Origin of the sequence: Streptomyces sp. NPDC048057 (assembly GCF_040653095.1) — a bacterium.
Lineage (GTDB): Bacteria > Actinomycetota > Actinomycetes > Streptomycetales > Streptomycetaceae > Streptomyces.
In genome coordinates this window covers 112574-124905 of the sequence record NZ_JBEZNF010000010.1, presented here as the reverse complement: position 1 = coordinate 124905, position 12332 = coordinate 112574, and the positions used below count along the sequence as shown (strand labels likewise).

10 protein-coding genes are annotated in these 12332 nt (G+C 73.8%); 1 reads left to right on the top strand and 9 read right to left on the bottom strand.

Going from position 1 to position 12332, the window contains the following annotated elements:
• Nucleotides 1–58 precede the first annotated feature (58 nt).
• Nucleotides 59–283: a hypothetical protein gene (locus AB0E05_RS14105; protein WP_361962839.1), complete on the top strand. Its 225-nt coding sequence runs from the start codon at nucleotides 59–61 to the stop codon at nucleotides 281–283.
• A gap of 56 nt (nucleotides 284–339) precedes the next feature.
• Here AB0E05_RS14105 and AB0E05_RS14100 read toward each other — a convergent pair whose 3' ends face one another.
• From AB0E05_RS14100 to hypB, 9 genes are all read right to left on the bottom strand, one after another.
• A complete protein-coding gene (locus AB0E05_RS14100; RefSeq protein ID WP_361962837.1) occupies nucleotides 340–3948 on the bottom strand; it encodes a S8 family serine peptidase in 3609 nt (1202 codons plus the stop codon).
• A gap of 276 nt (nucleotides 3949–4224) precedes the next feature.
• Entirely contained in the window at nucleotides 4225–5076 is an 852-nt protein-coding gene (locus tag AB0E05_RS14095; protein ID WP_361962835.1) for an ABC transporter permease, read from the bottom strand.
• A 4-nt stretch (nucleotides 5077–5080) separates the two neighbouring features.
• Nucleotides 5081–6073, bottom strand: a complete 993-nt coding sequence (locus tag AB0E05_RS14090; protein ID WP_361962833.1) for an ATP-binding cassette domain-containing protein — start codon at nucleotides 6071–6073, stop codon at nucleotides 5081–5083.
• Nucleotides 6070–6465: a hypothetical protein gene (locus AB0E05_RS14085; RefSeq protein ID WP_361962831.1), complete on the bottom strand. Its 396-nt coding sequence runs from the start codon at nucleotides 6463–6465 to the stop codon at nucleotides 6070–6072. The genes AB0E05_RS14090 and AB0E05_RS14085 overlap by 4 nt, the downstream gene beginning before the upstream one ends.
• A gap of 101 nt (nucleotides 6466–6566) precedes the next feature.
• The gene (hypE, locus tag AB0E05_RS14080) at nucleotides 6567–7640 is read right to left on the bottom strand and encodes a hydrogenase expression/formation protein HypE (RefSeq protein WP_361962829.1); all 1074 of its coding nucleotides are present in this window, start codon (nucleotides 7638–7640) and stop codon (nucleotides 6567–6569) included.
• Nucleotides 7633–8757, bottom strand: a complete 1125-nt coding sequence (hypD, locus tag AB0E05_RS14075; protein ID WP_361962827.1) for a hydrogenase formation protein HypD — start codon at nucleotides 8755–8757, stop codon at nucleotides 7633–7635. Before hypD ends, hypE begins: the two co-directional genes overlap by 8 nt.
• Nucleotides 8754–9065, bottom strand: coding sequence for a HypC/HybG/HupF family hydrogenase formation chaperone (locus AB0E05_RS14070; RefSeq protein ID WP_361962825.1), 312 nt, complete (start codon nucleotides 9063–9065; stop codon nucleotides 8754–8756). Before AB0E05_RS14070 ends, hypD begins: the two co-directional genes overlap by 4 nt.
• Entirely contained in the window at nucleotides 9038–11461 is a 2424-nt protein-coding gene (gene hypF, locus AB0E05_RS14065; RefSeq protein ID WP_361962823.1) for a carbamoyltransferase HypF, read from the bottom strand. Before hypF ends, AB0E05_RS14070 begins: the two co-directional genes overlap by 28 nt.
• The gene (gene hypB / locus AB0E05_RS14060; RefSeq protein WP_361962821.1) at nucleotides 11458–12321 is read right to left on the bottom strand and encodes a hydrogenase nickel incorporation protein HypB; all 864 of its coding nucleotides are present in this window, start codon (nucleotides 12319–12321) and stop codon (nucleotides 11458–11460) included. The genes hypF and hypB overlap by 4 nt, the downstream gene beginning before the upstream one ends.
• Between the last annotated feature and the right edge of the window lie 11 nt (nucleotides 12322–12332).

Here is a 12332-nt window from a genome sequence, read left to right as displayed (position 1 = left end):
CGAACGCCGCGGCGGCAGCGGGCCGCGGCGGACGAGGCAACGTAGGAAGGCGTCACCCATGCGATGCGCAACACCCCTGTTCGCCCTCGACGGCGCACGGGCGGCCACGGCCCCGGTCGCCGCCGATGCGTTCCGGAAGGAGAACGAACACGGCGGCAGCGGCGGCCCGGTGTCCTCGCCGTCCGCGAACGGCGGCGGGGTCGTCCCGGGCGCCGCGCCCCGGCCGGGCGTCGGGCACTTCGCGTCCGCCTCCCGCGGCTTCAGGGCACGGATCGAGGAGTGACGGCGGTCCCGCCCGACCGTCGGGCCGGGCGGGACCACCTTCCCCCTGCGGCGCGGTCAGCCCTTGTCGGGCCGGTCCGTCACCCGGAGCGCGTTGACGATCGGCTTGCCGTAGCCGGCGCGGGCGACGAAGCGCACGTTCAGCGTCCCGTCGGTGACGGTCACCGTGTACGACCGCTGCACCGCCGCGTACGAGCCGGCCTCCAGCGCGACGTCCAGCGCGGGCAGCACCTGCGTGCCCTCCGCGATGACGTCGAAGACCCGCTTGTTCGGGCGGGTGCCCGACAGCTCGGCGAAGCCGAGTTCGACCGTGTAGACGCCGTTGGGCACCTGGTCGAAGCGGTACTCGTACATGCCCTCCCGGGCCGTGCGGAACAGCGCCTGGTCGCTCGTGCCGGAGATCGTCCGACCGGTGGAGCGCACGCCGGACGAGCCCTGGTGACCGTAGGCGCCGCTGGAGTACTTGCGGTCCGGGACCCAGGCGTCACCGAGCGCGTCCACCGAGGCGGCGCTCGCGCCGACGTCCAACGCGGCCTGGTACCGCGGCACCACGACCGTCACCGGCACCGACAGCACCGGGACGCGCCCGCTACGCGATTCGACGCGCAGCTCCGTCTTCAGCACCGTCCCGGGCGCGAGCCCCGCGGTGTCCACGGTCAGCGACAGGGGCTGCTTCGCACCGGTCGCCAGCTCACCGGTGGCCGGGCTCACGGTCAGCCAGGGCGCGTCCTCGGCGACCGAGAAGGAGGTCCCGGAGCCCGGGTTGGTCAGCTCCAGCGAACGGGTGCGCCGCTGCTCCCCGGGGGCGACGACGTCGAGCGCCGGCAGCGAGGGGGTGACCTTTCCGGTGCGCAGGGAGCGGGTGTCACGGGTGATCGCGTCGGGGGCGACGGTGACCGTGCCCTGCGCCGGCTCGTAGGCGGCTGCGCTCACCGCGAGGGGCTGGGCGCCCTGCGGGGCCTGGGCGAGGTAGCCGCCGTCGGACCCGGTGGTGACGGTGACCGCCGCAGGGCCCGTGCCCACGGTGACGTCGGCGCCGCCGACCCCCTTGCCGTCGTTGGCGTCCAGGACCTGCCCGCGCACCACGCCGTGCCGGGTGGTGCGGAAGGAGATCGACAGTCCGTCGCTGAGCACGGGGGTGTTGAAGGAGTAGAGGAACGCGTCGGTGCCGGTGGCGTTCTCCACCCCGATGGTGGCGCTGGAACCGGTCTTGAACCCGGTGCCCGCGGTGCCCTTGTAGTGGAAGGAGATGCGGCCGTCCTCGCCGATGACCGCGGAGAACGAGAACTTCTCGCTCGGCGCCGACCAGTGGACGACGTTGCGCCACTCCACCACGTACGCGCGGTGCGGGGCCGTGCCGGTGACGGCGGTGTGCACGGCGGAGTCGCCGCCGTTGACCACCAGGTCGTCCCAGAAGGGGTACAGCGTCGCGTTCGGCGTGGCCGCGTTCGGGATCGAGGCGTTGCTGTCCGCGGTGTGCGGGCCGCCGAAGCTCAAGGTCCCGTTGGTGCCCACGTGGGCGACGGTGTGGTTCTTCCCGTACAGCGGTACGGGGAAGGGCAGTTCCACCCGCTCGGTGGAGTTGTCGCCGGTCAGCGCGAGGGCCGTGGCGCCGGTGGCGAAGGAGCCGGAACCGGTGGCGCAGGCGTGACCGAAGGTGTCGGTGCGCTCCGGCAGCGTCACGGTGGCGGTGGTGTCCCCGGCCACGGTGAGCTGGCTGGTGCCGTCGGTGACGCAGCGGGAGGGGTGGCTGGCGCGCAGGTCGTAGGTGCCGTGCGGCAGCGTGACCTCGAAGCGTCCCGCGGTGTCCGTCGTCGCGGTCACGGGGGTGCCCGCGACCGTGACGGCGGCGCCGGCGGCCGGGCCAGTGGGGCCGACGACCGTGCCGGTCACCTTGCCCGAAGCGGCCTGGACGAGAGTGAAGTCCCGGGTGGCGGTGACGTTCTCGGTCACCGTGGCCGCGCCGGTGGCCGACGCGTAGCCGAACTTGTCGACGGTCAGGGCGTAGTCGCCCGCGGACAGCGCGGGGAAGGAGTATCGGCCGTCGGCCGCGGTCACGGCCGTCCGGTCGATCGGGCCCTTGGCGACGACGCGCGCGCCGGCGACGGGCGTGCCGGCCGAGGTGACCGTGCCGTCCAGGGCGCCGACCGGGCCCCGCGGCGCTGCGCGCACGGCGGCCAGCGCATCGAGCCGGCCCTCGCCGAAGACGTTGTTGTCGGCGGGGGTGCCGCCGCAGGTCGTGGCATCGACGTCGATCGCGCTCTGGTCGAGCAGCGCCTCGGTCTGCGCGACGTCGCCGCGGATCGCCGGGGCGGCGGACCAGATCAGGGCGACCGCGGCCGCGGTGTGCGGCGAGGCCATCGAGGTGCCGGAGAAGGAGCCGTAGGCGCCGCCCGCGATGGAGGAGCGCACGTTGACGCCGGGCGCGGCCAGGTTCGGCTTGATGCCGCCCTCGTCACCGGCGCCGCGCGAGGAGAAGCTCGCGATGGCGTTGTTGACGTCGAACGCGCCGGAGCTGTACGAGGAGACGTAGTTGCCGGGCGAACCGCTGGTGGCGCAGGCGGGGCCGTTGTTGCCGTTGGAGAACGCGGGGAAGATCCCGGCCGCCCGCCAGGTGGCGACGATCTCCTTGTACCAGGGGTTGTGGGCGGCGCTGCCCCAGGAGTTGTTGACGACGTCGGGCGCGAGGTCGGGCCGCGGATTGGCCCCGCCCGCGTCGGTGGGCGCCACGATCCACTGGCCGGAGGCGATCAGCGACGCCTGGGAGCAGGAGCTGGTCTCGCAGCCCTTGGCGGCGATCCACCGGGCCGCGGGCGCCACGCCGATCTTGTTCTCGCCGCCGTCGTCGCCGACCATCGTGCCCATGGTGTGGGTGCCGTGGTTGTTGTTGTCGCACGGCGCCTTGGTCGGGCAGACGTTCGCCGGGTCGAACCAGTTGTAGTCGTGGGTGACGCTGCCGTCGGCGGCGCGGCCCCGGTACTGGTTGGCGACGGCGGGGTGCTGGACGTCCACGCCGCTGTCGATGTTGGCGACGACGACGCCCTCGCCGCGCACTCCGAGTGCGGACCAGACCTGCGGTGCGCCGATCCGGTCGACGTTCCACTCGACGGCGTTCACCGTGTTCTCGGGGCCGCCCGGAGCGGGCTTCGGCAGCGCGAGCCGGTCCTCGGCCTCGATCCGGGTGACGTCGGAGCGCTGGGCGAGGGACTCGGCCACCTTGCGGTCGGCGACCACGCGCACCGCGTTCACGATCCAGTACGAGGTGTGCTCCACCCGCAGCGACTCAAGGACCTTGAGGACCCCGGCCTGGGTGCGGTCGGCGTGCTCGCGCTTGGCGTCGAGGACGGCGGCGGCCTTGGCGGTCTTGGTGCGGGCCCGGGAGGCGGCGCTCAGGTCTGCGGCGCCGTCGATCTGGACCCAGAAGGCGGCCTTGCCGCTGTCGAGCCGCGCCCTGAGCTCGGGCTCGATCTTGCGTTCGGCCGCCGCCCGGCGGTCCGGGGGTGAGGGGTCGGCTGCCGGGAGGGCCGCCGCCGTCCCCTGGCCGACGGGTAAGAGGACGAGTGCGGTCAGGGCCGCGCACAGCAGCCGTAGCGAACGCAGGGCCGGGCTGCGGCCGGTGCGCGGGGTGCGTCTGGTGCGTCTGGTGCCCTTGGTCCGTTGTGCCACGAAGTCTCCCTAGCGCTGGCGGCGTTCAGCCGCGGAGTAAAGGTGCAGGGAACGTGCGTGGAGCAGGAGGAAGACCCGCCCATACGGCATGGACGGGTCAAGAACCGTTAGTCATCGTGGGGGACCGGGACGTGGGGCAACAAGAGGGCATCCGTGTCCCGGCCTGCCCTTTGTCCCCCTTCTTCGGCATCTGTCCCACGAGGCTTCACGCATGGGACATCTGACGTGGCGTCAATCGTCATGACGGAGGTCGGGGACCGGCCCCCGGGGCGTGGCTCAGGACAGCACGCGACGACGGAAGTTGCGCAGCCCGAGCCCCAGGAAGAGCCCGCAGAAGGCCAACAGCACGGGGTAGATGACGTACAGCGGCAGATGGGACAGATCGGTGAACCCGGCCCGCATGCCCTCACTGATGTAGATCAGCGGATTCAGCAGCACCAGCGACTGCAACCAGGGGAATCCTCCGATGTGTACCGGCGCGAGCGCGGTCCACTGGTAGTACGTGCCGCCGAGGAAGACCAGCGGCAGGATCACGAAGCCGAACATCACCCCGATGTTCCGCGGCTCGAACGTCGTGCCCAGCAACAGCCCCAGCGAGGTCATCGCCACGCACGCCAGCGGGATCAGGGTCAGCACGATCCACCAGTGGACGTGCAGGTCCGGACGGACTCCCGGCGCGTGCACCACGGCCGCGATCGGCAGCACGATCACCGCCGAGATCACGCCCTGCACCGCCCCTGACAGCACCCGGGCGACCGCCACCAGCCAGATGGGGCAGGGCGCCTGGACCCGGTCCTCGATCTCCCGGGTGTAGCCGAACTCCTGGGACATCTGGATCGCCACCGACTGGATGCCCTGGAACATCACCGCGATGGACACCACGCCCGGCACCAGCACGGTCGCGAACGCCGACTCCCCGGCCGTGCCGCCCGCCGAGCCGACGCCCTGCCCGATGACGGGGAAGACGTACAGGAAGACGAAGACGAGCAGGAACGGCTGCATCACGGTCCGGCCCACGAACTCGCCGAAGTTCTTCCGCAGGACCAGCAGGTCACGCCGGATCAGCGCGGAGAGCGCGCTGCGGGCCGCCGCAGCGGTGGACCGCGGCGGCACGACGTCGATCACCACGGCTTCACTCCCTCAGCTCCTTGCCCGTGAGGCTGATGAAGACGGTCTCCAGGCTGCTCTGCGCCAACGACAGGTCCACCAGGTCGAATCCGCCGGCCTCCGCACTCGCCACCACCCGGGCGAGCAGCCGGTCACCGCCCTTGACCTGGAGCTCCACCCCGCCGTCGGTGAGCCGGCTGCGCACCACCCCCGGCACGTCCCGGCGCAGCGCCGCCGCCAGATCGGCCGCCGGCCCCTTCGCGACGACCGTGACCGTGGTGTCGGCGCCCAGCCCCCGCTTCAGGGCGGCCGGGGTGTCCAGCGCCAGGATCCGGCCGTGGTCGATGATCGCGACCCGGTCGCAGAGGCGGTCCGCCTCCTCCATGTTGTGGGTGGTCAGCAAGATGGTCTGGCCGTCGGCCATCAACTGCGCCAACGACTCCCACAGCGCCAGCCGGCCCTGCGGGTCGAGCCCGGCCGTCGGCTCGTCGAGGAAGAGGACCGCGGGCCGGTGGAAGACGGCGCGCGCCAGCATCAACCGCTGCGCCATGCCGCCCGACAGCGCGTACACCGAGGACCGCGCCCAGCGCGCCAGCCGGAACTCGTCGAGGAGCGCGTCGGCCCGCTCGCGCGAGGCACGGGCGGGGATCCCGAACAGCAGCCCGTGGAAGTACAGGTTCTCCCGCACGTTCAACGCACGGTCCAGGGTGTTCTCCTGGGTGACCGCGGCGATGATCTGCTTGGCCCGCGCCGGCTGCGCCACCACGTCGACCGCACCGATCAGCGCCGTGCCGGAGGTGGGCACCACACGCCCCGTCAGCATGCCCACCGTGGTGGTCTTGCCGGCGCCGTTGGGGCCGAGCAGGCCGAAGATCTCGCCGCGCCGCACCCGTAGGTCGATCCCGTCCACCGCGGCGAAGTCCGCGCCCGGGTACACCTTGCGCAGGCCCGAGGTGCGGATGACGTCGACCGCGTCGCGAGGGCCGTCCGCGACGTACGGCGCGGGCGGACGCGTCATCCCCCGCCCCGCTTCAACCAGTGGGCCCGGCGCTGGTACCGGGCGATCGGCGGCTGGGGAGCCGTCGGCGGAGCAGGGGACGGGGGCGTCGTCGCGTCGGCGGGCGGATGCAGCCCCGCCGCGTCGTAGCGCGTCGTCGCGATGGCCTCCACGAGCTGGTCGTCGCCGAACCCCTCCGACCCGGGGACGTGCGGTACGAAGCCGATCAGCACTCCGTCGCTGACGATCTCCGCATCCAGCCCCGCCGCGCCGTCGACGTCCCACAGCGCTTCGACGTCCTGGTCCAGGACGACCCGGATGCCGAACTCGTACACCCCCGCCTCGACGACGTGGGCCATCACCCGACGGCTGCGCAGCGCCGCCACCAGACGGCGGGCGCGGTCCTGGTCCATGACCGGGCGCACCTCCTTCACCCGGGGCGCCCGGGGCGACCCCGGCTCCCTTCACCGTACTCCGCCCCGACCGGGGCTGCGCGGCCCCGGCCCGGGCGCCGTCAGCAGATGCGGGGGAGCTGTTCGCCGAGCGGCAGGTCCACCACCCGCGTCCCCCCGAGCGGGGTGCGGGCGACCACCATGCCGGGGTGCTCCGCCACGCACGCGCCGATCACGGCGGCGTCCGCGCCCAGCGGGTGCGCCCGCATCGCCGCCAGCACCGCATCGGCGTCCTCGCGGGCGACGAACGCCACCAGCTTGCCCTCGTTCGCCACGTACATCGGGTCGAGGCCGAGGACCGCGCACGCATTCGCGACCTGCGGCGGCACCGGAACGGCGGACTCCTGCACCACGACCCCGGTACCGGACGCCGCCGCGATCTCGTTGAGCGAGGCCGCGAGACCGCCGCGCGTCGGGTCGCGCAGCGCGTGCAGATCGGGGGCGACCGCGAGCATCGCCGCCACCAGCCCGCCGAGCGCGGCGCAGTCGCTCTCCACCTCGACGCCGAACTCCAGGCCCTCGCGCATGCTCATGATCGCCACGCCGTGCAGCCCGATGCCGCCGCTGACGATGACCACGTCGCCCGGCCGGGCCCGCTGCGGCCGGACGTCCACCCCGTCCGGGACCAGCCCGATGCCCGCGGTGTTGAGATAGACGCCGTCGCCGTGGCCCGCCTCCACCACCTTGGTGTCCCCGGTCACCACCTCCACCCCGGCGGTGCGCGCCGCGGCCCCCAGCGCGTCGGCGATCAGGCCGACGACGGCGGTCTCGACGCCCTCCTCCAAGATGAACCCGCAGGACAGGTACGCCGCCCGGGCCCCGCTCATCGCCAGGTCGTTGACGGTGCCGTTGACGGCGAGGTCCCCGATGCTGCCCCCGGGGAAGAACAGCGGACGGACCACGAAGGAGTCCGTGGAGAAGGCGATCCGCGCCCCGCCGACGCGGAGCACGGCCGAGTCCCCGAGGCCGGCGAGCGCGCCGCCGCCGAACGCCGGGAGGAAGACGTTCTCGATCAGCTCGGCGGAGATCGCGCCGCCGCCGCCGTGCCCCATCACCACCCGCGGGTGGTCGCGCAGCGGCAGGGGGCAGCTCCAGTTGGAGAAGTCCGGCGCGGCGCCGGTGAGGGTGTCAGCCAACGGGGTTCGCCTCCAGGGGAGCGGCCGGTGCGCCGAGACGGCGGTAGAGGTAGTACGCGGCACAGGCGCCCTCGGTGGAGACCATCGTGGCGCCGAGCGGGGTGCGCGGGGTGCACGAGGTGCCGAAGGCCGCGCACTCGTGGGGTTTGATCAGGCCCTGGAGCACCTCGCCGCTGCGGCACTCGGCGGGCTCCCGGGTGGTGATGCCGGTGACGGAGAAGCGGTGTTCGGCGTCGTGCTCCCGGTAGCGCTCGGACAGGTGCCAGCCGCTGCCCGGGATCACCCCGATCCCGCGCCAGGCCCGGTCACCGACCTCGAAGACGTCCGCCAGCACGGCGCGCGCGGCCGGGTTGCCCTCCGGCCGCACCGCACGCGGGTACGCGTTGTCGACGACGTGCTCGCCGCGCTCCAACTGCCGCACCGTGCGCCGGATCCCCTCCAGGATGTCCAGCGGCTCGAAGCCGGTCACCACGATCGGGACCCGGTGCCGCGCCGCCAGCGGCGGGTACTCGTCGATGCCCATCACGCTGCACACGTGCCCGGCGGCCAAGAAGCCCTGCACCCGGCAGTCCGGCGCGGTCATGATGGCCTCGATCGCCGGCGGCACCCGCACGTGCGACACCAGCATGCTGAAGTTGCGCACCCCCTGCCGGCGGGCGAGGTGGACCGCCATCGCGTTGGGCGGCGCGGTGGTCTCGAAGCCGATGCCGAAGAACACCACCTCGCGGTCCGGGTTCTGCCGGGCGATCCGCAGCGCGTCCAGCGGTGAGTACACCACCCGGACGTCACCGCCCTCGCTGCGGACCCGGAACAGGTCGCGGTCGCTGCCGGGCACCCGCAGCATGTCCCCGAACGAGCAGAAGACCACCCCGGGGCGGGCGGCGATCTCCAGCGCCTTGTCGATGACCTCCAACGGGGTGACGCACACCGGGCACCCCGGGCCGTGGATCAGCTCGACGCCCTCGGGCAGCAGTTGGTCGATGCCGTGCCTGATGATGGTGTGCGTCTGGCCGCCGCACACCTCCATCAGCGCCCAGGGCCGGGTCACCGTCGCCCGGATGTCGTCCAGCAGCCGGCGCGCCAGCGCCGGATCCCGGAACTCCTCCAAGTACTTCACCGCTGCGCCTCCGATCCCGACTGCGGATCCGGGACGCCCGCCTCGGCCGCCGCCGCTTCCCACGGATCCCCGAACTCCTCCTGCAACAGCCCGAGTTCACCGAAGAGTTCGAGCGTCTTGCGGGCCGACTCCTCGTCCAGCCGCTGGAGGGCGAAGCCGACGTGCACGATGGCGTACTCGCCGACCCGCAGGTCCGGCAGGTACTCCAGGCACACGTCCTTCACCACCCCGCCGAAGTCCACGACGGCCATCCGGGTGCCGTCCCGCTCGGCGATCTCCATCACCCTGCCGGGCACTGCCAGGCACATGGTGCGCCCTCCTCTCGGCCCGCGGCGTGCGCGGCCACCATCAGCTGGCCGAGGGCCAGCCCTCCGTCGTTGGGCGGCACCCGGTGGTGCCGCAGCACGGTGAAGCCGTCCGCCGCGAGCCCGCGGGCACAGCCGGACAGCAGCACGGCGTTGGTGAAGACGCCGCCCGTCAGGGCGACCTCGGCCAGCCCGTGCCGTTCGCGGGCGAGTGCGCACAGCCGTCGTACGAGGTCGGCGACCGCGGCGTGGAATCGGGCCGCGACCAGGCCGGCGTCCGCCCCGGCCCGCAGGTCGGCCACGGCCGCCGCGAACACCGGACCGGGGTCGGCGCACACGGTGCCCGCACTGCCCTCACGCGCGGCACCGCCTTCGGTGTGCAGCGCGAAGCGGTAGCCCTCGGCGACCGGGCCGTGGGCCCGTGCCGCGCCCTCCAACTCGACGGCCGCCTGCGCCTCGTAACCGGCCCGGTGACAGATCCCGACGAGCGAGGAGACCGCGTCGAAGAGGCGCCCCATGCTGGACGTCGGCACGCAGTGCAGCCCCGACGCCAACTGGTGCTCCAGCGCGCGGCGTTCGTTTGCCGGGCACGCCGTGACGCAGGCCAGCCGGGGCGACCAGGCGAGGCCCGCGGCCCGCAGGTGCGCCAGGGCCATCCGGTACGGGCGGGCCACCGCCGCGTCCCCGCCGGGCAGCGGCACGTACGCCAGCCGGGCGAAGCGCTCGTAGCCGGCGTAGTCGGCGAGCAGCACCTCGCCGCCCCACACGGCGCCGTCGTCGCCGTACCCCGTGCCGTCGAAGGCGACCCCGATGACCGGCCGGGAGCCGTCGCGCCGGTGCTCCGCCATGGCCGCGGCGACGTGCGCGTGGTGGTGTTGGACGCGGATCGGGCCCTGTCCGTCGCCGAGGGCGGCGGCGCGGCGCGCGGACCGGTAGCCGGGGTGCCGGTCGCCGGCCACCAGCCGGGGGCGCACTCCGCAGACCGTCCGCAGATGGTCCACCGCCCGGTCGAAGGCGTCGAGCGTCGCCAGGTCGTCCATGTCGCCGACGTGGCCGGAGAGCCAGGCGCGGCGGCCCTCGGCGATCGCGAACGCGTTCTTGAGGTCGCCACCGGCCGCGAGCACCGGCGGCACGGACGTCGGCAGCGGTACGGGCGTGGGCACGAGCCCGCGCGAGCGCCGCAGCGGTAGCGGCGCACCGTCCACGACGCGCACCACCGAGTCGTCGCACGGCACCCGGATCGGCCGGTCGTGCGTCAGCCAGGCGTCCACCAGGCCCGCGAGCCGCACCAGCGCTTCGGCGTCGTCGGTGACGATCGGCTCGCCGGCGAGGTTCGCACTGGTCATCACGAGCAGCGCGGGCCCCGGGGGATCGCCGGCCAGCCCGAACAGCAGATGGTGCAGCGGGGCGTACGGCAGCAGCACGCCGAGGTCGGGCGCTTTCGGGGCGACCGCGTCGAGGGCGGCGGCGACCTGTTGCGAAGGTCCGTCGTCGCCTGACGCCCGGCGCCGGAGCAGCACGATCGGGCGGGCCGACCCCGTCAACACCTCCCGCTCCGCCGCGTCGAGGTGCACCAGCTCCGCCGCGCCCGCCACGTCCCGGGCCATCACCGCGAAGGGCTTGTCGCCCCGGTTCTTGCGGCGGCGCAGCAACGACACGGCCGCCGCGTTCAGCGCGTCGCACACCAGGTGGTAGCCGCCGATGCCCTTCACCGCGACGACCGCGCCCTGGGCCAGCAGGCTCCGGGTACGCGCCAGGGCCGCGGCGCCGTCGAGCGCGGGGGCTCCGGGGGCGACCAGGGCGAGCTGCGGGCCGCAGGCGTGACAGGAGACGGGTTGTGCGTGGAACCTGCGGTCGGCCGGGTCGGCGTACTCCCGGGCGCAGTCGTCGCACATCGGGAAGTGCGCCATGGTGGTGTGCGCCCGGTCGTACGGCAGGGCCGTGACGATGGTGAAGCGCGGACCGCAGTCGGTGCAGGTGATGAAGGGGTGGCGATAGCGGCGGTCCGTCGGGTCCACGAGTTCGGCCAGACACCGGGCACAGGTCGCGACGTCGGGCGGGATCATCGCCCCGCCGCCCGATGACGCGCCGGCCCCGGGGCCCGACGGCGCGATGGCGAAGCCGGTCGCCCCGGTCGTGGCGATGTCCTCCTGGTGGACGCCGGCCACGTCCGCGAGCGGGGGAGCCTCGGCGGCCAGCCGGCGGCAGAAGCCGTCCACCGCGGTCGGTGCGCCCTCCACCTCCACGAGGACGCCGTCCCCGGTGTTGGTGACGTGGCCGGACAGGGCCAACTCGGCGGCGAGCGCGTGGACGAACGGCCGGAAGCCGACGCCCTGCACGAGCCCGCGGACCGAGACCCGACGCCGCAGCAGGGGCGCCGGGCCCTGGTGGACCGTCATGGACAGTCCACGGCCGGATGCTCGTGGGCACCCGCACCGAGCAGATCGCGCGCGTGCCCGTGGTCGCGGTCCCGACCCGGCTCCGGTACGGGGGAGTTCTCGTGCGGGACCTCGTGCCGGTGGTGGCCGTGGTCGGACGCCTCGTCCGGGGCCGGGTCGTCGAAAGCGGTGGGCGCAGTGGCCATCACCGGCCGGTGCGCCTCGCGGCCGTCGCGCACGGCGAGGGCCCGCTCCAGCAGCACGCCCGTGCCCAAGCCGCTGCGGGCCGAGGTGAACACCACCTCCACGCCCGGATTGACCTGCGCCACGTTCGCCAGGAAGGCGACCTCGTCGAAACCGACGGCCTCGGCGATGTCCGCCTTCGTCACCAGCACCAGTTGGGCGAGGCCGAAGGCCGTCGGGTACTTCAGCGGCTTGTCCTCGCCCTCCGTCACCGACGCCAGGGTCACCCGCAGCGACTCGCCGAGGTCGTACGCGGCCGGACAGACCAGGTTGCCCACGTTCTCCACGAACAGCACCTGGGTGTCCTTCGGCAGCCAGCCCGCCAGATAGCCGCGCAGCATCACGGCCTCCAGATGGCACAGGCCGTCGGTGAGCACCTGCTGCACCGGGGCCCCCGAGCGGGCCAGCCGTCGGGCGTCGTTCTCGGTCGCCAGGTCCGCGGTGAGGGCGGCCACCGGCACGCCCCGCTCACGGGCCAGCGCCAACTCGCCCTCCAGCAGCGCGGTCTTCCCGCTGCCCGGACTGGAGAGCAGATTCACGGCGACCGTTCCGCGGGCGGCCAGCGCGGCCCGCAGCGCCCGGGCGCTGTCGTCGTTGTGGGCGAGGACCGCCCGTCGGAGATCGGCCGTACGGCACATGGGACCCGTTC